General features: G+C 70.1%; 8 protein-coding genes. 3 read left to right on the top strand and 5 right to left on the bottom strand.

Translation table 11 applies throughout. From position 1 onward, the window contains the following. Positions 1-138: 138 nt before the first annotated feature. The 3 genes from pabB (at position 139) to K8612_RS17905 (ending at position 6,344) form a co-directional block, all read left to right on the top strand. Positions 139-2,253 carry an aminodeoxychorismate synthase component I gene (gene pabB / locus K8612_RS17915; RefSeq protein ID WP_223763138.1) on the top strand — a complete coding sequence of 705 codons (2,115 nt, stop codon included), beginning with the start codon at positions 139-141 and terminating at the stop codon, positions 2,251-2,253. Positions 2,254-2,407: 154 nt separating this feature from the next. Then, entirely contained in the window at positions 2,408-4,054 is a 1,647-nt protein-coding gene (gene ffh / locus K8612_RS17910) for a signal recognition particle protein (protein ID WP_223763137.1), read from the top strand. 175 nt (positions 4,055-4,229) lie between these two features. Next, positions 4,230-6,344: an Ig-like domain-containing protein gene (locus tag K8612_RS17905; protein WP_223763136.1), complete on the top strand. Its 2,115-nt coding sequence runs from the start codon at positions 4,230-4,232 to the stop codon at positions 6,342-6,344. 29 nt (positions 6,345-6,373) lie between these two features. On the opposite strand, the gene K8612_RS17900 is transcribed toward K8612_RS17905, so the two are convergent. From K8612_RS17900 to K8612_RS17880, 5 genes are all read right to left on the bottom strand, one after another. Further along, positions 6,374-7,474 carry a TIGR04552 family protein gene (locus K8612_RS17900; RefSeq protein WP_373692115.1) on the bottom strand — a complete coding sequence of 367 codons (1,101 nt, stop codon included), beginning with the start codon at positions 7,472-7,474 and terminating at the stop codon, positions 6,374-6,376. Positions 7,475-7,604: 130 nt separating this feature from the next. Beyond that, positions 7,605-8,087 carry a toxin-antitoxin system YwqK family antitoxin gene (locus K8612_RS17895; protein ID WP_223763134.1) on the bottom strand — a complete coding sequence of 161 codons (483 nt, stop codon included), beginning with the start codon at positions 8,085-8,087 and terminating at the stop codon, positions 7,605-7,607. A gap of 212 nt (positions 8,088-8,299) precedes the next feature. After that, entirely contained in the window at positions 8,300-9,208 is a 909-nt protein-coding gene (locus tag K8612_RS17890) for a hypothetical protein (protein WP_223763133.1), read from the bottom strand. Between the two features lie 237 nt (positions 9,209-9,445). Continuing rightward, positions 9,446-11,590: an adventurous gliding motility protein GltJ gene (gene gltJ / locus K8612_RS17885; RefSeq protein ID WP_223763132.1), complete on the bottom strand. Its 2,145-nt coding sequence runs from the start codon at positions 11,588-11,590 to the stop codon at positions 9,446-9,448. 136 nt (positions 11,591-11,726) lie between these two features. Next, a complete protein-coding gene (locus tag K8612_RS17880) occupies positions 11,727-24,002 on the bottom strand; it encodes a tetratricopeptide repeat protein (protein WP_223763131.1) in 12,276 nt (4,091 codons plus the stop codon). Positions 24,003-24,022 lie beyond the last annotated feature (20 nt).

The raw sequence follows: 24,022 nt of genomic DNA, 5'->3' as shown, positions 1-24,022 counted from the left end.
ACGGAAAGATAGCAGACCCGGCAGCTCAAGCGAGGCGCCTGCGCACGCCCCCTTCATCCTTGGACCTCCAGGTACGGTCGCCCGGCAGCCGTGCGCGAACCGTCTCCGTGTCGCCCCTCCCACGGTAAGGTGCGCGCCGTGCGGCAGCGGACGCTCATCATCGACAACCACGACTCGTTCACGTTCAACCTCTTCCAGTTGCTGGCGGAGGTCGGAGGGACAGAGCCCCTCGTCGTGCGCAACGACGAGCGGCCGTGGCGGGAGCTGCGCGAGCTCGCGTTCGACAACATCGTCATCTCCCCGGGCCCCGGGCGTCCCGACCACCCGGCGGACTTCGGCGTCTGCCGCGATGCGCTCCTCGAAGCGGACGTCCCCATCCTCGGCGTATGCCTGGGGCATCAAGGCCTGGGCCACGTCCACGGCGCGCGCATCCAGCACGCACCGGAGGTCATGCACGGGCGGCTGAGCCCGGTGCGCCACACGGGGACGGACCTCTTCCAGGGCCTCCCGCAGGACTTCCAGGTGGTGCGCTACCACTCGCTCTGCCTCACCCGGCCCCTGCCCGAGGACCTGGTGGAGACCGCCTGGGCCCCCGACGGCGTCCTCATGGCCCTGCGCCACGCCTCCCTGCCACGCTGGGGCGTCCAGTTCCATCCAGAGTCCATCGCCACCACCCACGGCCGTCAGCTCCTCGCCAACTTCGTCCGCCTGAGCCGCGAGCACCAGGCCCCCCGCCCCAGTCGCCGCCCCGAAGCGCCCCAGCGGAGAACGCCCCTCCCCCCGCCTGGAGTCTTCCAGGTCCATCACCGGAAGCTGCGACTCGATGCCGACCCGGAGCAGTCCTTCGTCGCGCTCCTCGGAGGCAAGGAGCATGCGTTCTGGTTGGACAGCAGCCGCGTCGAAGCCGGCCTGTCCCGCTTCTCCTTCATGGGGGACGCCACCGGCCCCCACAGCGCCGTCATCCACTACCGGGTGAACCCACGCCGGCTCACCGTGCGCCGGAGCCAGGGAACCGAGGAGCACTCCACCGGGCTGTTCGACTTCCTCCAGCAGGAGCTGGCGCGGCTGCGAGTCCCTCCCTCTGGGCTGCCCTTCGACTTCCAGGGCGGCTTCGTGGGCCACCTCGGCTACGAGCTGAAGCACGACTGCGGCGCGAGCGCCCCGCATGCCTCACCGGATCCAGACGCGAGCCTCATCCTGGCGGACCGGTTGCTCGCCTGGGACCACCTCGAACGCACGGTCTATCTCGTCGCGCTCGCCCCCAAACACGAATCGGCCCAGGTCCAGGCCTGGTTCGACGCCACGGAATCCAGCCTGCGCACCCTCCCCCCGCTGGCCCCCTTCGAGCCAGGCCCCGGAGCCCCCTTCCCGGTCCGCCTCGCCAGGGACCGCGAGACCTACCTGGCCGACATCCAGCGCTGCCTGGAACAGCTCCACGAAGGCGAGACCTACGAGGTCTGCCTCACCAACAAGCTCCTCGCCCGGACGCACGTCGAGCCCCTGGACCTGTACCGGAGCCTGCGCAGGCTGAACCCAGCCCCTTACGCCGCCTACCTCCGCATGGGAGCGCTGGGCATCGCCTGCTCCTCCCCCGAACGCTTCCTGCGCGTGGACGCCGAGCGCTGGGTCGAGTCGAAGCCCATCAAGGGCACCCTGCGCCGCGGCTCCACACCAGCCGAGGATGAACGCCTGCGCCAGCAACTGGGCTCCCAGGAGAAGGACCGGGCGGAGAACCTGATGATCGTGGACCTCGTGCGCAACGACCTCGGGCGCGTGTGCGAGGTGGGCTCGGTCCACGTCCCCCGGCTCATGCACGTGGAGTCCTATGCCACGGTGCACCAACTGGTGAGCACCATCCGGGGCCACCTGCGCCCGGGGCTCACCGCGGTGGACGCGGTGCGCGCCGCCTTCCCGGGAGGCTCCATGACGGGGGCCCCCAAGGAGCGCACGATGGAGCTCATCGACCGCCTGGAGGGGGAGGCCCGGGGGGTGTACTCGGGCGCCATCGGGTACCTCTCCGCCACCGGCGCCGCGGACCTGAACATCGTCATCCGCACGGCGGTGGTCCGTCCCGGCGAGGTGAGCATCGGTGCGGGCGGAGCCATCGTGGCGCTCTCCGACCCGGCGGCGGAACTGGAGGAGATGCTCCTCAAGTCGCGGGTGGTGCTGAAGGCGCTGTGCACGGCGCTCGGGCGCCCGGACGGACTGCCCGGGCCCGGAGCCGATTCCAGGGCCTGGACGGCGGCGGACTGAGCCCGGGAAGGGGCGAAAAGGGCCTTCCGGGGTGGGGCTCCCGGGGCAGTGGCATCCCGGGTGGTGGGGAAAGCCCCTCGATTCCTCCACTGCTGGACGACCGGGGCTTCCGTGACCGTCGCATCCGGCGGGACGCTGTTATAAAGCGCCCCCCATGCTTGAGACCGTCACCAAGGGCTTCCGGGCCGCCAAGAACCGCCTCGCCGGCAAGAGCGAACTCACCCCCGAGCTGGTGGACGAGTCGCTGCGAGACATCCGCGTCTCCCTGCTGGAGGCCGACGTCGCCTTCGACGTGGTGAAGAAGTTCGTCGCCCGCGTCCGCGAGAAGGCCGTGGGCGAGGTGGTGCAGACGACCGTCACGGACGCGGGGGGCCAGAAGCGCAAGGTCAGCGCGATGGACCACTTCATCAAGATCTGCCACGACGAGCTGGAGGCCCTGATGGGCCCGGTGGACACGAGCCTCCACCTGAAGCCCAAGGGCCAGCTCTCCGGCATCATGATGGTGGGCCTCCAGGGCTCCGGTAAGACGACGACCACGGGCAAGCTCGCCAGCCGGCTCCTCGCGGAGGGGCGCAAGCCGTTGCTGGTCGCGGCGGACATCTACCGCCCGGCCGCCGTGGATCAGCTCAAGGTCCTGGGCGAGCGGCTGAAGGTCCCCGTCTACCACGAGCCCGGCGTGCAGCCGCCCGAGCTGGCGAAGCGGGGCTACGCGGCCGCGCGCGAGCAGAAGTGCGACGTGGTGCTCATCGACACGGCGGGCCGGCTCGCCATCGACGAGACGCTGATGACGGAGCTGGAGTCCATCAAGTCCAACGTGCAGCCGGACACCATCCTGTTGGTGTGCGACGCGATGATTGGCCAGGACTCGGTGCGCACGGCCGCCGAGTTCGACCGGCGCCTGACGCTGGACGGCTTCATCCTGACGAAGCTGGACGGTGACGCGCGCGGCGGCGCGGCGCTGTCCATCAAGGAAGTGACGGGCAAGCCCATCAAGTTCCTCGGCATGGGCGAGTCGATGGACAAGCTGGAGGAGTTCCGTCCGGAGGGCCTCGCGGGCCGCATCCTGGGCTTCGGCGACATCGTCGGCCTGATGAAGGACTTCGAGAAGGTCGTCGACGAGAAGAAGGCCGAGGACGACGCGCGCAAGCTGCTCTCCGGCCAGTTCTCGATGAAGGACTTCGTCGAGCAGATCCGCATGGTCCGCAAGATGGGCCCGCTGAAGGACCTGCTGGAGAAGTTCCCCCTCTTCGGCGACCTCACCGAGCACCTGAACCCGGACGAGAAGGAGCTCACGAAGATCGAGGCGATGTACGACTCGATGACGCAGAAGGAGCGCCTGCGTCCGGACATCATCAACACCAGCCGCATCAACCGCATCTCCAAGGGCAGTGGCCGCAAGCCGGAGGAGGTGCGCGAGCTCCTGCAGAAGTTCGGGATGATGCAGCAGGTGATGGGCACCATCGGCCAGAACCCGGGCCTGCTGGGCCGCATCCCCGGCTTCAAGCAGTTGGGGCAGTTGGGCCAGATGAAGAACATGGACCTGGGCAGCATGTTCGGGAAGGACCCGAAGGCGCTGGAGAAGGCCATGTCGGCGATGGGCGGAGGCATGGGCGGTATGCCCATGCAACTGCCGCAGATCGCCCCGGGCTACACGCCGCCCATGGGTCAGGCCGCGATGGCCAAGGCCCGCCTGATGGGCTACGCGCCACCGTCCGTGAGCAAGCCGGACGACCGCGACGCCATCAAGGAGCGGCGCAAGAAGGAGAAGGAGAACAAGAAGAAGAACCGCAAGAAGAAGTAGTCAGCGGTCTTCAGCAGTCCCCCCTGCCCGCGCGTCCCCACCTGAAGTCCAGGGGGCGGCGGGCAGTCGTGTTTCCGGGGCCTGCGGATCCGGACGCCTGTCCTGTTCCCCGGACGGGCATGGCAGTGTTCGCCCTCGGGACCGGACCGGTCCTGACATTGCAAAACACGCCCCCATGCCCAACCTGAAACACCTGTTGCTGTTGAGCTGCATCGGCCTGAGCCCCGCATGCATCGACGTCCCCCCGCTGGATGACCCGCCCAAGGAGGATCCGCGGTCGACCCCCGACGCGGACTTCACCTTCACGGCGACGCCCGCCCAGGAGCAGGTCCTCCCGGGAGGAACCCTGGACTGCGGCGTCCAGCTCGCCTGGACAGAAGCCGCAGGAGGCGCGGTCACCTGGAACCTCGTGTCCCCGCCCGCGGGCATCGAACTCCAGGCGTACACCCTGCCCCAGGGAGAAACGCGAGCCACCCTGAGCATCCGCGTGGGAGCGGGCACGGTGCCCGGGGCCTACACGCTGACGCTCCAGGGCAAGAGCGGCTCGGTCACGAAGCAGGCCACGCTGACGGTGACGGTCGGAAAGCCCGGTGACCTGGTGGTGAACTGGGTCGTGCCCACGCCCGGCAAGGCATACACGCGAGGCCCCCTGCTCCTCCAGTTCACGGTGGAAGGAGGCGCGGCGGAGCAGGTGGAGATCCTGAAGGACTCCACGGTGCTCGTGAAACCCACGGGGAGCCCCTATTCGTTCACCTGGGACACGACCTCGGAGGCGGAGGGGACGTACCAGTTGTCCATCCGCGCGACCCGCGGCGGAGCGGTCTTCACCAGCGCGCCGAGGACGATCATCGTCGACCGGACCGCGCCCACCGTGGCGTCCTTCCTGCCGGCCAAGGACGCGGCGACCGTGGGGGTCCACGAGTCCATCCGGGTCACCTTCAGTGAGCCCATGAACCCCCTCTCGGTGACGGAGGCGGCGGTGGGGCTCAAGACAGGCGCGGGGGTCGCCATTCCCAAATCGGTGTCGGTCTCTGCGGACGGACAAGTCCTGACTGTTACTCCGAACGAGCCCCTGGCGGCCCCGGATACGATCTCCGTCGATCTCACGACGCTCGTGAGCAACATCACGGATCTGGCAGGAAATGGAGTGCAGACGGCTCCCACCTGGAAGTTCACGGTTCCTTCCTGGCTCCCGCTCGGTGGCGCCATCAGCGCCGTGGCGGGCAGGACGTCGGCCGAAGATGTCATCTTGAAGGTGGACCGCGAGGGTCGTCCTGTCATCGCTTGGTCGGAATCCGATGGCTCGACCCGGAACATCTACGTTGCCAAATGGTCCGGTGCAGCCTGGGACATGTTGGGGGCGCCCCTGAGCGGTCTGATTGCTCTTGGAACAGATGCGGCGAGGCCCGACCTGGCAATCGACGCATCCAATCGTCCGGTCGTCGTCTGGGACGAGGCCACTGGCAATGGCGAGGGCCGGGACGTGTTCGCGCGTCGGTGGACGGGAAGCACCTGGACTTCATTGCCATACATTCCGCTGGTCTCCAGCTCACAAGAATACGCCTTGCGGCCGCAACTCGTCGTCGGAGCCAATGAGGACCTTTTCTTTCATGCCACCCAACACGATGGAAACAACTCAAAGGTCCGTGGGTTCAAGCTTCCATCAACAGGCTCGGCATGGATCGATCTGAACCCTGTCCACCCCACTGGCCATCTCAATGCGGACAGCATTTCAGTAGCCGCGGCGGGCAATAGCATCTTCACAGCCTATTCGGTCTACGACGATACAGCCTCACGTCGAGGTGTGGCCGTTCTTGCGAACGACGCGTCTCTCCTGGGGGGAACAACGCTTGGAACAGACGCACGAGTGCTTTCGGTCGCGGTGGATACGACGCAACGGCCTTGGGTGTCGTGGGTACAATCACCGGCTCAGGCAGAAACGGATGGGATGCTTTATTGGGCCCGATGGGAAGCAAGTGGATGGAGCACACCTACACTCGTCAGCAATAACTCCACGGGGAACAATTCGCCCAGCCTCGCACTGGGGGCAGGTACTCCACATGTCCTTGCTTGGAGCGGCGTCGCGGCGTCTGAACGCAGCATTCTTGTCAGCCGTTGGATTGACAACTCATGGAAGCCCATGGGACTGCCTATTAGCGCCTTGACGGCAAGTGGCACCCCTGCGTTTGGCCCCTCCGTCTCAATGGACGCCAATGGACAGCCGGTCATTGCCTGGACTGAGGCAGATGCGACGTCCGCAAATGTCCACGTCTTCAGGCTCAACTACTGACAGCACGCGAGGCCAAGCTCAGGAAGACCTCAACCCTGTCGCTTGGGTACAACGAGCCCCCGGCTCAAGCGATTCAGGACGCGGCGCTTCTGCCTTCGCTTGTAGCTTTCATGTGCGTTGTCACCAAGCTCATTGCGACGGGCCGTCTCCTCGTCCGCCATTTGAAACTCAACAAGCGCGAAGGTGACCCGCCCCTTTCGAGAGCGGGTATCACTTTCGGGCGGAGGTAGATAGGGGTCCATCCGCAGGGGAAGGTCCACGACGAAGTTGAGGACCCGGTAGGAATCTCCAGAGAAGGCGTTCCCTGTCCGGTCCTCGCGGTCCTCGAAGTCTCGGTCCAGGTGGAGTTGGGGGATGAACTGCTCGAAGTGAGGGTTCTCCTCCAGGAGCCCCTTGAACGGCAGCAGCGAGTTCTCCGTCTGCCCCGGGACGACGAAGTTGAAGGGGAACAGACGCTGCGTGAGGTAGTAGAGGACCGGCAACAGGTCCTCCCGACTTCGGGTGATGACCCGAAACCGCGTGCGGTCATAGACCTGCGCCGCCACGGTCTCCTTCTTCGCGATCAGCTTCGTGACCAGAGAGTCCCGCGTCTTGATGGAGTGGGCGAACTCCACGATGGGCAAGCCCATTTCCTTCATCTCACGAGCAACGCCCAGCACCTTCTCCGTGACCATCTCCGCCAGTTCGGCCTCGGAGGCCGCCAGCCGGAAGAGCAGGTCACGCCCTTCGATGTGCTGGATGACGTGCATGACCTTCAGAACGATGCAGGCGATCCGCCGGTAGCGAGCGAGGCCCTTCGCTCCCGACGCAAAGAGAAATAGATCGTGGAGTTCTTCCGGATCCGCGACAGCCTCCGCGACCCGGTAGTCGAAGGTCTTTCGAAGATACTCCACTGCATCCGCCAGGACCGTCCGAGCCCACGCATCGTCATAGGAGCGGGACACGTCGAGCTGACACAGGCGCAGGAAACGGTCTACCTCGTCCCGCGTCTGGAAGTGCATCCGTCGCCAGTCAATGACGGACCCACCCCGCAGGATGAGCCGGATGCGTTCAAGCTCCCGCAGCCCCATCTGGTCGACGGTGCGGACAGGAATGGAAGGTAGAACGGGGGCGAGGGAGGGTGCCTTCACGGGCATCGTTCCTAGTCGGCCACGGCGCGAAGGGAAAGAGCCTCATTCGCCCCCAAAGTTGCCATCAACCTCGACGGTCCAGATGGCAAGCGTGGGCCTGCAGCCAGGCAGGCCCACGGCCTTCCAGGCGCTACCGCGAGGCGACTTCGTGACCGTCCGCGAACTGCATCTGGCGGATGACCGTCCCATCCTCACTGAGTTCCTGGACGGTGCCGTTCCGGAAGCCCTTCCGGTACTGCTCGATCATCTTCGGCTTCCCGTTGGCAAAGAACTGTACACGGGTGCCGTGATAGTCGCCTGCGGCGAAATCGGTTTCCCCTGTCTTCACGCCGTTGGCATCCCAGAACGTCCAGTGGCCCGTGCGGAAACCGTTCAGGTACTGCCCTTCAGACTGCTTCTGTCCGTTGGGCCAGTAGTCCACATAGGCGCCGTGGATGACCGGCTCGCCAGCCTTCTGGTTCATCTTGGCGCAATAGACAGCCTCATCCCTACCGGCCTTGCCCTTCTGGAGCGAACCAGCGGGGCAGGACAACTGCGCATCCGCGGCAAGGCTCGTCGCGGAAAAGGCCAACATGGACGCGATGAGGAGTTGGGGAGCCTGCTTCAGAAACATGGATGCTTCCTTTCCTTGCGAGACGGCGAGGAGCCCTTCTTCGGGCCGCCACCGTCAAGAACGCACGAGCGCTCGGCAAATTCACCCGAGATTCCCGCCGCACACCATCCACCAACAGAATGCTTTCGATTCAAACAAAAAGCCTCGTCCCAACCTACCGGGACGAGGCCAATTTGCTCAAACCGGCCCTATGAGGCAGCCCGGACTGCGCCCTACTTGCTGAGCTGAGCGCAGATCTCGTTGCCGCCCGTGAAGTACAGGCCGAGCGAGATGGTGGAGATACCGGCAGGGCAGAAGTTCATGATGAACGTCGCGCTCTTGCCGTCAGCCGACGGGGTGTAGCCAGAGGGACGAATGAGCGGCGAACCATCCTGCTGGCTCCCGTTCACCGTCACATAGAAGAGGCCCTGAAGGGCGGACTTCTGAGAGGGGAAGGTGCCCGCGGTCTGGGCGTAGGCCTTGACCTCGGCCCGGAGGGTATCGCCAGAGCAGAACGCAGGAGACACGACGTCCGCGCCCCAGGTCAGCTTGGTGATGCTGTAGATGATCGGGCCGGAGGAGGAGGTCGCGCTCCACACGGGCGTCTTGCCACCCTTGGAAGGATTGAAGTTGTCGCACGTGGGCGCAGGCACGGCAGTGCAGGTGGTGCCGCCGCAGTAGCTGCCGTACGCACAGGTGGACTGCCCCGTACCCGAGCAGGTCGTCGCGGCCGGGCTGCACACGCCCGTGGCCTCGTCGCAGGTGTTGCCGGCGCCGCAGTCAGAGTCCTTGGTGCAGCCCGCGGGGGTGGAGCCGGGCTCCTCGCAGCGCTTGGACACGGTGCCGCAGACCAGGTCCGTGGAGTCGCCCGAGTTGCACAACTGGTTGGTCTGGCACTGGCAGACCTTCTGCGTCTTGCCCGAGCCGGCCAGCACGTCGCAGTTCTTCTCGGTGTCCGAGCAGTCAGAGCCGCTCTCGCAGGTGTCCATGCACACGCCAGCCGCCGTGTTGCAGAAACCGGAGGAGCAGTCGGTGTCCGACGTACAGGACTCGACCGTCGTCGCGTCATCGCCACAGGCCGTCAGGGCCAGGCTCATCGAGCTCACCGCGGCGAGCATCACCATCATCTTACGCAGCTGCATTCGGAACATCCTCCTGGATGGGGTACGTCGCCCGGCGTCTCCGGCCACCTGACTCCAGACACCGGGGTTTGAAGTCGAGCGGGCTTTAGTCCTCTCGCTCCAGACGTGTCAACGAGTGTTGACCGACCTTCCCACGGCTCCTCCCCAAGGAAATTCACTGTTCACGAAAGCGCACAATCCTGATGCACGTCACAGCGACATCGCCGTCATACGTGACGGCGATGTCGCTGCTGGACTTCAGAACGTGAACGGGAAGTCGATGGGCTCGCCCTGCTTCTGGTGCTTCGGGAAGGACCAGCTCTTGATGAGGCCCGTGATGCACGTGGCCATGTAGCTCGAGCGGAACTCATCCGTGCGGCACGACACGTTGCTCGTCTTGCCGCTCGTCTGGACCGTCCAGCGCATCACCAGCTTGCCGCTGAGCGACGGGTCCTTCTGCTTCTGCTCGTTCACGCACTTCACGATGGCCGGCTTGTTGCTCAACACCACCTGCATGATGTCCGACTGCTGCAGGCGATCCAGCGTGCCGCCTCCCGGCTCGGGTGGGATGTACGCCGTCGCCGTCGGCTTGCTGGCGGGCTTCGCCGGCGCTGCCTTCTTCGTGCCGAACAGCTCGTCGAAGTCGTCATCCCCGCCACCGGAGCTCGTCGACGAAGACGACGATGAAGAGGAAGGCTTCGACACGGTGATGGCATCGCCCTCGTCGTCCTCCCGCGAGGAGCCCCGGCTCCCGCTGGAGCCCGACTTGCGATGGGTGCGCGAATCCACGCGCGCCACCGCCGTGCCCATGTTGGGCGTCGTGGAGGCAGGCTGCACCGCCGCCGGAGGAGGCGTCGGCGTGGCGGCCGGAGCCGTGGCCACGGCGGGCGCGGCGGCGGGCGGCGTTGCCCCCGCGGCGGGAGGCGTGCCACCCGCGGCGGGCGTCCCCGCGGCAGCGGTCGCCGTGCCTTCCGTGGGCGTCGCGGCGGGCGCGGTCGGCGTCGCCGCGGGCTGTACCGCCGCCGGAGGAGGCGTCTGCACCGCCGCTGGAGGCGGTGGCATGGGCGGCATCTCCGCCTTGGGGGTCGGCGCGGCCGCGACCTGGACCGGCTGCTCCGCGGGGCGGTCGGACGAATTGCCGCGCGCGACGAAGACGACCGCAGCGCCCGCCATCACCAGCACGCCCGCCGTCAGCGCGACCATCATCCCGATGCGGCCCTTGCCGCCCGCCGGTGCCGCCGCGGGAGGCGGATAGGCCGCCGGGTACCCCGGAGGCGGATAGCCCTGCGGCTGCTGCCCGTACGGCATCTGGGGCTGCTGCGGCGCATAGGCCACGGGCTGCTGCGGCGCGTACTGCTGCTGCACCGGCGGCTGCGGCGCGTAGCCCTGCGGCTGCGGCGGCGCGTAGGGCGCGGGCGCGGCCATGCCCGGCGCGGCGGCCATCATGGCCCCGGGCATCGCCGGAGAGGACCCCGGCTCCGGCGGCGGCACGGGCACATCCAGGAGGCGCGACTGTGACAACGGCTCGCGCTCCAGCGACGGCGCCGGACGCGGCGGCGGCTTGCTGAGGGCGTCGTTCTCCTCCTTCACCAGCGAGGCCAGCACGCTCGCGGCCGAAGGCTTCCAGCCCACCGGCTCCTCGGCGGCGGCCGAGTTGCCACCCGCGCCCGGACGGGAGGCGCCCGCGCTGAAGGCGGACTCCACCGGACCGGCGGGAAGCGTGGGCGACGACGTGGACACCGGCGCGGGCGCGACGATGACCGGCTTGGCCGGGCGCGGCGCCAGCACCGACGCCAGCTCCGCCGTCTCCGACAGGGGAATCCAGTCGCTGAAGCCCGAACGCCAGCAGAGGTTGTCCGGGCCCACCTCGCCACGGTCCCAGGCGTCCTTCACCTTCTCCACCGTCCAGGGGCCCACTTGCTTCTCGTCGATGGCGACGTACCACTCGTGCGACGCGGTGGCGGCCTTCTCCTCCGCGGTCGGCTCGGCGGCTTCGGCCTCGGCGAGCTTGCGCACGGCCTCCGCCTTCGCGGCCTTGGCCTCCGCTTCCGCCTCCGCGGCCTTGAGCTTCTGCGAGCCCGTGCTCAGGACCTGGTCGAAGACAGCGCCAATCTCATCCTCTTCCACGTCCGTGAAGAGGCCCCCCTCCGGCGGCGTGCCCAGCGTGGCGGGCAGCCCCGTGCCGGACGACTCCACGATGCGTGGCGCGTTCGCATCCGCGCTGCTCTTGGTCTCGGTGGACGCGGAGGCCTCCGCCCCGCCCTCCTTCGCCGCCGATGCACCGGCGGGCCTCACCAGAATGGTGTGACCGCACTTCTTGCAACGCAGCTTGACCCCCTTCGGGCCAACCTTGTCGTCGCTGATCATGTACTGCGCGCGGCAGCTGTCGCAGACGAAACGCATCGTTCCCGTAAGCCTCAGAAATGACGGGCGAAATCCCGTCGGAATCGTAGAAGTGGCCACAGGCGGAGATCAAGGACACCCGCCTTGAACGCCCGCCTGCTTTCAACGCGTGAACCCTCGTCGCGGTCTGAGGGCCTTACTTTCGAACCTGGACCTCGACGTGTGTGCCAACGGCCACACGCAGCTCGTGCAGGTCCTCGGAGGTGGCGAACACCAGCAACTCCCGCAGCTTGGTGCGCGGGGCGACGCGGAAGGCGGACCCCGTCTCGCCCTGCACCATGCGGCGCACGGGCTCCAGCTCGCCCGCGGCGAAGAGGCCCGCGCGCGACGCGGTGAGCTCCGCGCCCTCCAGCCACGTGCGCACGTCCTGCGGCGTCGCCGTGGGCAGGTAGGCCCTCGCCACCTTCGCCAGGGCGGCCCGGTCCGGCTCGCTCAGGCTCTTCTGGAGCAACTGCCGCTCCACGTCCACCAGCCGCGGATCCACCGTGTAGCGCACGTTGCCCACCACCAGGCTGAGCGCGGCCTGCACCACGGCCTCCAGCCGCTCGGGCGCGACGCGCTGGCTGAACGCCAGCTCCGGACGCGCCAGCGCCAGGGTGCGGCCCAGGAGGTAGTACACCTCCTTCTGCCCCTGCTCCGCGAAGTACTTGCCGCCCACACGCACACACGCGGGATGCGTCTGAAGCAGATCCACGTTCACGAGCGGCTCGGGGGCCGGTTCGTTGGAGCGCTTCGCCAGCCGCTCGCGCGTGGCCACGAGGAAGGGCGAGTACAGCTCCACCGCCTCCATGCCGAAGAGCCGCGCGACGTAGCGGTAGTGGTTGACGTGGTACTCCTGCGCCGTCGCCACGTCGATGCGGTGGCGCTTGGGCACCAACTGGTACTGCGGGAAGGGCACCGCGTACAGGTGCCCCGCCTTCTCGAAGAGCAGGCCCAGCAGCTCCGACAGCGGCCCACGCACCTTCGGGTGGAAGAGCGCGGTCTGCCACAGCCGGTCCGTCAGCGGACGCTGCGCCAGCTCCTTCTTCTTCGCGTAGGGCCCCAGCTTGGTGAGGATCTCCTGCTCGTCCTCGCCCGCCTCGCCCAGGAGGCCGGACACCGCCTGCGCGGCGAGCCACGCGGTGTCGTAGTCCTTGCGCACCGCGGACAGCCGCACCAGATGGCCCACCACCTTGCGCGGGTTCTGCGTGTTCGGCAGCGCGCGGCGCAGCGCCACGATGGCCTCTTCCTCGCGGCCCGGCATCTGGCCCGCGACCTCCGCGAACGTCTCCTGGATGGGCGCGTCGTCCGGCAGGCCCTTCGCCGCGACGCCGTAGGCGGCCACCGCGCCTTCCGGGTGCTTGAGCACCTGGAGGTACAGGTCGCCCAGCGCGCGCCACAGCGTCATGCGCGCGGGGTGCGTGTCCGGCGTCTTGGGCAGCCGCGCGAGCATGCGCGTGTAGTTCTCCTCCAGCGTCTTCCACTGGCGCGCGCCGCCGAGCATCGCCTCCAGCGCGCTGAAGGCCTCCACGAAGCGGTGGTCCAGGTCGAGCGCGGCGTTGAAGGCCTGCGCGGCGCCCTCCACGTCCTTCAGCTCGTCCCGGCGGATCTCGCCGAGCGCGAACCACACGCGCTTGGCCTTGTGCGGCTCCAGGGCGAGCGCGGGCAGCGCCAGCATGCGGCCCAGCACGTCCGCGGCCTTCTGGCCCTGACGCGTCTCGCGCAGCAGCCGGTAGAGCGCGTCCATCACCTCCGGCGCGTCCGGCTGCGTCTTGAGGGCGCCGGTGAACGCGTCGATGGCCATGTACGGGTCGTGCAGCTCGTCGCGCGCGATGCGCCCCAGCTCCAGGTAGACCTTGACCTTGGCCTCGCCCTCCAGGCTGTTGACGAGTTCCTGGCGCAGCTCCGCGGACTTGTCGAAGTTGCCCGCCTTGTCCATCAGCGTCACCAGCGCGCGCAGCGTCTGCTCGTGCTGCGGGTCGATGGCGAGCGCCTTCTCGAAGTGGTTCTGCGCGCGGTCCGTCTGGCCGAGCGCGGCGTGCACGTCACCAAGCTGCCAGTAGACCTCCACGACCTCCAGGTCCGTCAGCTCCTCGCGGTGGTGGATGAGGATGGTCTGGAAGACCTTGAGCGCGTCCTCGTACCGCTTCGCCTGCACCAGCAGGTTGCCGTAGCCCTCGAGCGCGGGCAGGTACGTGGCGTCCAGGCCGTAGGCCTTCTCGTACGAGGACAGGGCCTTGTCGCGGCGGCCCAGCTTCTCCGTCACGTAGCCCAGCCGGTAGAGCTGGCGGCAGAGGTCCTGCGCGATGGCGGGGTCCTTCTCCGCCATGGCCTTCTCCGCCATCTTGCGCGTGACGATGTCCAGCATCCGCTCCGCGGACGCCCAGTCCTCGCGCGCGATGTAGACGTCCGCCAGCGGGCGCGCCGCCTCCAGGCTGTCCGGGATGTGCTTGAGCGTCTCCTCCCAGTAGGGCGTGGCCGTGTCGCGGTCGTCGCGCGTCTCCGCGTGGTAGCGCGCGACGTCCAGCAGGGCCTTGCCCTTGGCTGCCGGATCATCCGTCTGCTGCGCCTCCTGCAGCAGCGTCTGCTCGTAGCCGCTCCAGTCCTGCTCCTGCTCCTGGATGCCCTTGAGGGCGCGGATGGTGGGCAGGTGGCCCGGGTCGATGGCGAGCGCCTGCTGGTACGCGTTCCGCGCGCTCGCCATGTCCGCGAGCATGTCCTCGTTGATCTTCCCCAGGCGGTGCCACAGCTCCACGGCCTTGGGGTCGCTGCCCACGACCTGCGCTTCCTTCTGGAGCATCTCCAGCGCGAAGGGCCAGTTGCCGCTGCGCTCGTAGAGGTTGCCCAGGGCGTGCAGCGCGGGACGGGACTCGGGGTCGGTGGCGAGCGCCGCGTGGTAGCTGTTCACCGCGCGGTCCACGGCCTTGAGGTTCTGGTACTGGACGTTGCCGATCTCCACGTACAGCTCCGCCTGCTCCTGCGGGCTGGTGGCGAGCGCGAGCTGCCGCTCGTACGCGAGGATGAGGTCCTCCCAGCGGGACTGCGCGCGGCGCAGGCGGATGAGGGACTTGATGGCCGGCACGTTCTGCGGGTCGATGGAGAGCACGCCCTCCACGCACGCGTCGGCGTTGGCCGGGTTCTGGTACGTGTCCTCCCAGATGGTCGCGCTGCGGAAGAGGACGCGGACCTTCTCGCGGTAGTCCTGCGACAGCTCCAGCATCCGCTCGTAGATGGCGAGCAGGTCCGCCGGCTGGTCCAACCGCGTGTGCAGCCGCTCCAGCGACTCCAGCGCCTCGCGGTTGTAGGGGTCGAACTCCAGCGCCATGCGGAACGCGGAGACCGCGGACTCGTCGTCCTTGAGGTCGCGCTCGTAGACGGTCGCCACCTCCACCTGGATGCGCGCGCGCTCCTCGTTGGACGCCGCCAGGTCGCGGGCCCGCAGCAGCGTGGTGGCCACGTCGCGGAACGCGTTCCCGCGCCGGTAGAGGTTCGTGAGGACGCCGAGCGTCTCCAGGTCCGGCTCCAGCTCCAGCGCGCGCAAGAGGGCGCTGGCGGCCTCCGTGGGGTCGTCCAGCGTCTCGTCCCAGACGCGGGCGATCTCCTTGAGGATGCCCTTGCGCGCCTCGATGGAGCCCGCCGCCTCCAGCTTCTGCTCCAGCGCGACGACGTACTCGCGGTCGCGGCCGCGCCGCTGGAACACCGCCGCCAGCCCGTCCAGCGCGGTGGCGTTGGTGGGGTCGAACTCGAGGATCTTCCGGAACGCGGCCTCGGCCGCCTGCGGATCATCCAGCCGCGAGTCGTGGATGCGCGCGAGCGTGGCGTAGATGCGCTCCGCGAGCGGGCCGCGCGGCAGCTCGTCCGCGACCTCCTCGTAGACCGCCGCCAGCTCCTCGTGGCTGCCCGTCTCGTCCGCGAGGCGCTCCACCTCTTCGCGCAGCGCGTCCTCGGCCGCGTCCAGTTGCAGCGCGCGGCAGAGCGCCAGGAAGGCCACGTCCTTCTGGCCCAGGCGCTCCTCCTGCACCCGGGCGATCTCCCGCAGCGCCGCCATCTTCTCCTCGTCCGTGACGAGGTGGGGCATGTAGCGGTCCATCACCGTGGCGTAGGCGCGCCAGTCGTTGTTCGCGCGGTACAGCGTGCACACGCGCTCGTAGGCGGTGCGGTTGGCGGGGTCGAGCTCCAGCACCTTCTCCAGCGCGCCGGCGGACAGCTCCGGCTTGCCGCCCTGCCCTTCCCACAGGTCCGCGACCGTGAAGTACGCGGCGATGGCCGGGTCGCGCTCCTCGGACGCCAGGTGCACCTGCACCTTGAGCTCCAGGGCGCGCACGGCGTCGTTCCACGCGCGCAGCGACACGGACAGCGCGTACACGCGCTCCAGGTCGGAGACGGCGTGCGGCTCCACCTCCAGCGCGCGGCGGGCCGCGTCCAGCGACTCCTCGCGCCGGCCCATGCCCGCGAGCACCTCCGCCATGCGCAGGCGGAGCGCCTTCACGCCGTCGCTGCTGTCCTGCAGCGGGATGAGGCGGCGCAGCACACCCACCAGCTCCTCGCGCTGGCCCGTCTCGTCGTACAGCTCGCGCAGCGTGTCCAGCACGCCGCGGTGGCGGGCGTCGCGGTCCAGCGCCGCCTTGAAGTACGGCACCGCCGCTTCCGGCTGCTTGAGCAGGCGGTACACCACGCGGCCCAGCCGCTCGTTGAGGCGCACCACCTCACGCGGATCCAGCGTGATGGCCAGGCGGCCCTCGAGCATCTCGCGCAGGTCCTGCGGACGGCCCGCGCGCTCGTACAGCGACTCCAGCGCGCTGAAGACCTGCTCGTTGCGCGGGTTCTTCGCCAGCAGCTCGCGGTACAGGTCGATGGAGCGGCCCAGGTCCGACAGCCCCTCGGCCGACACCTGCGCCATCTTGCCCAGGACGCGGTCCCGCTCGCTGCCAGTGACCTTGTCCGCCTGGAGCTTCAGGATGGCGTAGAGCTTCTCGGACGCGCCCGCGCCCTCGTAGATGCCCTCCAGGAGCCGCGCGGAGGCGAGGTGCGACGGATCCAGCGCGAGGATGGCCTCGTAGGCCCCCGCGGCGCGGTCCGGGCTGTCCATCCGCTCCTGGTAGAGCTGCCCCAGGCGGAAGAGGAAGCCGATCTTGTCCGCGGGTTGGGTCGCGCCGGTGGCCAGCGCCTCCAGCACGCCGGCCAGCTCCGGCCACGCCTCCAGGTGCAGGTAGAGCCGGTCCAACGCGACGAGCGAGCTCTGCTGCACCGACGCGTGCAGCGTGCGCGCGCGCTCGAAGTAGGACACCGCGCGGTCCGGGTCGCGCAGGCGCGTCTCCAGCAACTGGCCCAGCTTGAGGCACACCTGGGCCGCGTCGGCGGCCTCGGCGATGCGCGGCAGGGCCTCCTCGTAGAGCACCACCAGCTCGTCGTAGCTGCCCGCGACGTCGGTGGCGTTCTCCAGGCGGCTGCGGACCTCGCTGTCGTTCGGGTCTTCCTTGAAGCCGCGGTAGAGCGCGAGGAAGGCCAGCTCGCCCTCGCCCTGCGTCTCGCGCAGCGTGGCCAGCTCCCCGAGCAACTGCTTGCGCTCGATGGCGTCCGGCGACACGCCCACGCGCGTTTCAATCAACTGCGCCAGCCGCATGACGTCACCGCTCGCGCGGAAGGCGCGCAGCAGCGTCTCCACCGCCAGCAGGTTCTGCGGCTCGCGCGCCACGATGGCTTCCATGCGGCCCACCGCGCCCGGGTGGTTGGGCTGCATGGACAGCACCTCGCCGTACAGCGACAGCGCGCCCGACTTGTCGAGCAGCTTGGACTCGCGCACCGTCGCCAGGCGGAACTTCAGCTCCAGGCCCTCCTCCGGCGGCATCAGCGCGATGCGCCGCGCGAGGACGTCCGCGAGCTCCGGCCAGCGCTCCTGCTTCTGGCAGAGGCTGTCCATGCGCGCGAGCGCGACCGCGTCGTCCGGCTGCAGCTCCAGGAGCCGGCGGAACGTGGCCAGCGCGCCCAGCGGATCCTTGAGCTGCTCCTCCTGCAACGCGCCAATCTGGTGGAGCACCGCCGCGCGCCGCGCCGGCTCCTCCGACAGCGCGAGCTGACGGCGCAGCACCTCCAGCAGCTCCGAGGGACGGCCCTGCGAGGCCACCAGCCGCGCGGTGCCGTCCAGCGCCTCGGTGTCCGTGGGCTTGAGCTCCAGCACGCGCTTCCACGACTGGAGCGCCTCCGCCGGCTCACCCAGGTCCACCTGCATCCGGGCGAGCGCGCGGTACAGCTCCGCGCGGGCCGCGTCGCTGGCCTTGGGGGCCACCTCGGTCAGCACCGCGCACAGCTCCTCGGGCGCCTCCGCCTTGTCCACCAGTTGGATGCACAGCTCCAGCGAGCGCGGGTCCTCCGGCAGCTCGCGCAGCGCGCGCGTGGCGGAGAGGAACGCCATCTCCGCGTTCTCCAGCGCGGAGGCGTAGATCTCCGCGATGCGGCGCAGGAGCGCGGCCCGCTCCTGCGGCACGGCCTCCGCGGAGGCGCGCGACTCCAGCATCTCCACCTGCTTCAGGTGGTTGCCCACCGAGGCGAAGATGGGCTCCAGGGCGCTCGCCGCCGCGCCGCGCAGCGGGCTCTCCGAACGCGCCAGCTCCTCCAGCGCGCCCACCGCGCCCGGGTGTCCCGCGCGCCGCGCGAGCACCGCCTGGTACAGCTCCAGCGCGCCGCGCGGATCATCCAGGCGCGACACCTTCAGCCGGCCCAGGCGCACGCGCAGGTCGGACGCCTCTTCCTGCGCGTCGCGTGCGTCGGCCATCTGGATTTCACGCTCGACGTGCTGCGCGAGCTCCGCCCAGCGCTCCATGTCCGCGAGCACGCGGCCCAGGAGCTTCAGCGCGTTGGCGTTCTCCGGCCGGCGCTCCAGCACCTCGCGGTACGCCTGCGCCGCCAGCGACTTGTCCGCCAGCGTCTCCTCGGCCAGGTGCGCCAGCTCGAAGAGCAGGTTGATCTGCGAGGACGGGTTCGTCTCCGCGGCCACCTGCCGGCGCATGACGAGCGCCAGCTCGCGGTGCGCGCCCGTGCGGCGGTGCACGCGGGCGAGCGACTCCAGCACCGGCTTGTTCATCGGGTCGCGCCGGCTCACCTGCTCCAGCGCGCGCACCGCCAGGTCGTAGCGCTTCAGGCGGTTGTCGTAGATGGCCGCCAGCCGCCGCCACAGGTCGCCCGCCAGGGGCTCCGCGGGGTCGCGCTCCAGTTGGTCCTCGTAGGCCGCCGCCACCTCCTCGAAGGAGCCCGAGTCCGCCGCGAGCCGCTCCAGCTCGTCGCGCACGCCGGCTTCCGCGGGCAGCTCGTTGAACGCGCGCAGGCGCGCGACGAAGGCCAGCGACGTCTGGCCCAGGCCCTCGCGCAGGACGGCGATCTCCTGCAGCCGCTCCAGGCGCTGCTCCGGCGGGACGCCCGGCAGGAGCACCTCCAGCACGTCCACCAGCTTCCGCGTGTCGTTGAGGCCGCGGTAGACGGGCTCCAGCAGCCGCGCCGCCTCCAGGCGGGGGCCGTCGTGCGCGAGCAGGCGCTCCAGGCCCGCCACCACCTGACCGTCGCCCGGCGACAGCTCCAGCAGCCGGCGGTACACCGGCAGCGCCTCCGTGGGGCCGACCTCCTTCTCCAGCAACTGCGCGCGGCGCAGCAGGTACGCGCGGCGCCCGGGCTCGTCCGGCGCGAGCTCCGCGAGCTGATCCAACACGTCCGCCTGCTCCACGAAGTGGCGCGTCTTCGCGTACAGCTTGTCGAGCGCCAGCAGCCCCTCGGGCACCTTGCGGATGGCCAGCGCGGAGCGGAGCACCTCGATGGCCTTCGCGTCCTCGCCCGCGCTCGCGTAGGCCTCGCCGGCCTTGAGCAGCAGGCCCAGCCGCGCCTCCGGGTCGGTGGAGAGCTGCGCCTGACGCGCGTAGACCTCCGACAGGCTCTTGGCGTTCTGGCCCTTCTCGTAGAGCCGGGACAGCGCCTCCAGCGCCTGGCGGTCCTGCGGCGCGTCCGCGAGCAGGTTCTTCCAGAGGCGCGTGGCCTCCTCGGGCTGATCCAGGCTCTCACGCAGCTCCGCCGCGCGGCGCAGCAGGTCCAGCGTCGCCGGGTCTCCCGCGGTGAGATCCACCGCGGCGCTCTCGTAGATCTCCGCCAGCACCTCGTGGCTGCCCGTGTCGCGGGCCAGCCGCTCCAGGTCCGGACGCACACCCTCGCGGTCCAGGTCGTTGGCGAACGCCTTCACCGCCGCCATGAACGCGAGCGACGGCTGCTGCATGTCGCGCTCGTAGATGCGGCGGACCTCGCCAGCGAGGATGATCTTCTCCACCGTGAGCGCGGACTCCATCCGCGTCTCGCGCAGCGCCACGCGGCGGGCATGGTCGCCCACCTGCGCGAGCACCTTGTCCAGCACCTCCAGCGCCGCGCCGCTCATGGGCACGGCCGCCTTCACCCAGGCCTCCAGCGCGGCCCTCGCGCCCGGGTGGCCGGGGTCCTCGGTGAGGATGCGCTTGTAGAGGCCCAGCGCCGCGTTGGCGTCGTCCAGCACCGTGCGCAGCAGCTCCGCCAGGCGGAAGGACACCTCGCGCCCCTGCGGGCTCTGGCCCTCCTGGTTGCGCCGCAGCGTGAGCGTCCACGCCAGGTCCTTGGGACGGTTGAGCTCCGTGTAGAGGCGGTCCAGCGCCGTGGCGGCCTCGCGCTGCGCCGGGTCGCGCTCCGCGATGGCGCGCCACGCGGACGCCGCGCTCTCCTTGTCGGTGAGCTTCGCCTCGTGCAGCAGCGCGGCCTCGCGCAGGCACACGAGCTGATCCGCGGGCTCCTGGATGGCCGCCGCCAGCTTCTCCAGCACCTCCGCCAGCGCCGCCCACTCCTCGCCCGCGCGGTGCAACCGCTGCAAGGCCCGCAGGCTGTCGAGGTTGCCCGGCTCCAGCTCCAACAGCGCGCGCAGCGCCTTCACCGCGCCGGGCCGGTCGTCGAGCTTCTTCTCCTGCACCTCCGCCAGCTCGCGCAGCAGCGCCGCGCGCGCGGGGCCCACGTCGCCCTCCTCCGTCAGCTCGGAGAGGATCTCCGCGAAGCTGTCGAGCGCGTCCGCGTCCTCCGCGGCCTGACGCGCGGCGGCCCGCAGGCCCCCGTCCGCCGGGGCCAGGCGCATCGCCCTCGCGAGCGACGCGAACGCCAGCTCCGGCTGCCGCAGGTGCGCCAGGTGCACCTGGGCCGCGTGACGCAGCGCCTGCACCCGGCCGGCGTCGTCGCGAGCCACCTCCGCGAGCACGTCCAGCGTCGCCACCAGCTTGCGGTGCTCCTTCGTGCGCTCGTACGCCGGAATCAGCGCGCGCGCCGCCGCCTCGCGCGACGGGCCCGAGGCCAGCATCGCCTCCAGCGCCGAGAGCGCGTCCGGATCCGACGGGCGCTGCCGCAGCAGGTCCGCGTAGCTCTGCACCGCCTCCGCGCTGCCGTCCTGCGAGCCCTGCAGCAACTGCGCGCGGCGCAGCTTCAGCCGCGACACGTGGTCCGCGTCACCGGCCGTCTCCGCCAGGCCGATCATCCGCGCCAGGGTGTCCCCCAGCTCGCGCTGCATGCCGGCCTTCTCGTAGAGCTCCGCGAGGCGCGGCAGGTGCCGGCCCTCCTCGCCACCATGCGTGATGGCGGACTGGAGCGCTTCGGCGGCCTGCTGCGGACGGCCCAGCTCCACGTTCAGGTCCACGAGCCGCAGGAGCAGGTCCAACCGCTCCGGCCCGCGCGTGGCGTGGATGCGCTTGCGCAGCAGCGTCTCCGCGTCCGCGGAGCGGCCCGCGCGCCCGTACAGCCGCACCAGCCGCTGGAGCACCTGCGGCGACTCGGGCGAGCGCGACAGCGCGGCCTCCAGCGCCGTGATGGCCTCCGCCGCCATCCCGCCCTCTTCCGCCAGCACCGACGCCTCGGAGAGCAACTGCACGGCGAGGAGGGGATCCTCGGACTCCGTGGCGAGCGTGCGCAGCACGCGGCCCAGCTCCGCGTGCGCGGACAGGTCTCGCGCCAGGCGCGCCGTCTCCGCGCGTCCCGACTCGTCCTTCGGCTCCTCGCGCACCATGCGCAGCCGCGTGTCGAACGCCGCGCGGCTGTCCGCGAGCTGCTTCTCGTGGATGCTGGCCAGCACCGTCAGGAGCCGCTTGCGCGTGGGCGCGTCCGTCGTGGAGTCCAGTTGCTGCTGGAGCGCCGCCACCTGCCGCTGGTGGTCACCCGTGCGGCCGTAGTGGTTCGCCAGGGCCTCGGTCAGCGCGGCCGTGCGCACGCCTCCGGCCGCCAGCCGCTCCAGGCCGCCCACCACCACGCCCGTGGACACGTTCTCCGCCAGCAGCGCGAGGAACAGGTCCGCCGCGTCCTCCTGGCGGTTCAGCCGCTCCGCGTACAGCTTCGCCTGCCGCGCGGTCCACTCGTTGCGCTCGAGCTGCGTCTCGGAGAGCGTCGCCAGCTTCCCCGCCAGCGTCGCCGCCTCCTCGAACTTCGACAGCGCCACGCACAGCGCCTGGAGCCGCTGCACCGCCTGCGAGTCCTCGGGCGCCAGTTGCACCCACTGACGCACGAGCGGCTCCAGCTCCACGGGCGAGGCACCGGCCGCCTCGCGCCGGGCGATGTCCGTCTCCAGCCGCGTCTTCGGATCATCCGCCAGCGCCGCGGCCGCCTGCAGCGACTTCACCGCCTCGCTCGCCGCGGTGTCGCCCGGCGCGCGCGCGAGCACCTCGCGCCACGCCGCTTCCGCCCGCACGGGGTCCGCCAGCGGGCCCTGGAGCAGTTGCGCCAGGTGCCGCCACAGCGCCACCGCCACGGCCGGAGGCGTCGCCCCCTGCGCCGCGCGCAGGAGCGCGTGCGCCAGCGCCGGCTGCGCGTTGGCCTTCTCCGCGTGCTCCACCACCGTGTCGAGCAGCAGCGGCCGCCCCGGCTCCAGCTCCAGCGCGCGCGCCAGCACCTCGAAGGCGCCGCGCGCGTTCTCCTGCTCCTCGAACATCAGCGCCAGCGCTTCGCAGAACGCCACGCGCTCGGCGCGCGGACGCGGGGCGAGCATGGCCAGCTCCAGGAGCGGCAGCACCTCGTCCAGCTTCTCGTCCTCCGCCAGCAGGCGCGACAACTGGAAGGCCGCGAGCGCGTTGGTGGGCTCCAGCTTGAGCGCCGCCTCCAGGTGCGCGCGCGCCGCGTCCGCGTCCTGCAACTGCTGCATGCACAGGTCCGCCAGCCGCAGCCGCAGGCTGGCCTGCTGCGCGCGGTCCTTCACCGTGCCCAGGTAGCGCTCCAGCGTGGCCACCGCGTCCGCGTAGCGCTCCTGGCCGAGCATCAGCTCCGCCGCCAGGCTGGCCGCGTCCGCGCGCGACGCATCCGCCGCCACGGCCTTCTCGAAGGCGGCGAGCGCTCCGGGCGCGTCGTTCATCCGCCCCAGCTTCAGCGTGCCCACGCGCAGCCACAGGTCCACCTGCGCCGTGCGGTCGCGCGCCTCGCCCGCCATGGCCTCCAACTGCGTGATGGCCGGCCCGTAGTCCCCCGCGCGCCCCGCCATCCGCTCGATGAGCGTGAGCGCCTCGGGCATGCCCGGCCACAGGAGGAAGCAGCGGTCCAACGCCTCCTTCACCTTGGCGGCGGAGCCCGGGTCGTACCAGGCGAACAGCTTCGCCACGAGCAGCGACAGGCGCGCGGCGCTCTTGCGGTCGCGCTCCTCCAGCGACATGCCGCGCAGCATGCGGACCTTGTCGCGCCACACCTGCTCGAAGCGCTGCATCGCGCGGGCGGCCTTGTCCGCGCGCGCGTTCTGCGGATCCAGCTCCCGCGCCACGCCCAGCACCTGCTGCGCCAGCGTGTGCTCGGTGGGGTCGTCCACCAGCCGCTCCGCGAGCGCGGCGTACTCCTCCGCCATGCCCGCGTCGCCCAGCGCGGCGCGCTCGCGCTGCAGCGCCTCGAACGCCGGCTGGAAGCGCTCCTCGGACAGCAGCAGTTGGCGCACGCGCCGGAACGTCGCGCGGTCCGGCTTCACCCGCGCCGCGCGCTGCAGGCACAGCACCGCGCGGTCGCGCCGGAAGAGCTTCTGCTCGTAGAGGTCCGCGGCCTTCAGGTAGTGGCCCGCGCTCTCCTCGCCCTGCGTCGCGGCGCCCAGCCGCTCCAGCACGTCCACCAGCGACGAGGAGTCCTGGCGGATCTCATGCAGTCGCTTGAGACCGCGCAGCGCGGGCATCGGGTCCTTCGCGACCAGCAGCGCGCGCTTGAGCAGGTCCTCCGCGCGCGGCGCGTTGCGCTGACGCTCGTGGGCCAGCTCCGCGGCGCGGCACAGCAGGCGCGCCGCCTCCTCCGTGGGAACGTCCCGCGAGCGCCCCTCGTACAGGCGGATCAGCTCCTCGACCCGGCCCGTCTTCTCCAGGGCCGCTTCGGTTTCAACGAAGGAGCGGTCATCGGTCACACGCAGCGTGGGACGCGCAGGGGTGGAAGGCTGTTCCATGATGCTCGTTGGCCAAAGGG

Origin of the sequence: Corallococcus sp. AS-1-6, assembly GCF_020037015.1 — a bacterium.
Taxonomy (GTDB): domain Bacteria; phylum Myxococcota; class Myxococcia; order Myxococcales; family Myxococcaceae; genus Corallococcus.
The sequence above is the reverse complement of the archived record's forward strand: the minus strand, read 5'-3'. Positions and strand labels throughout refer to the sequence as shown.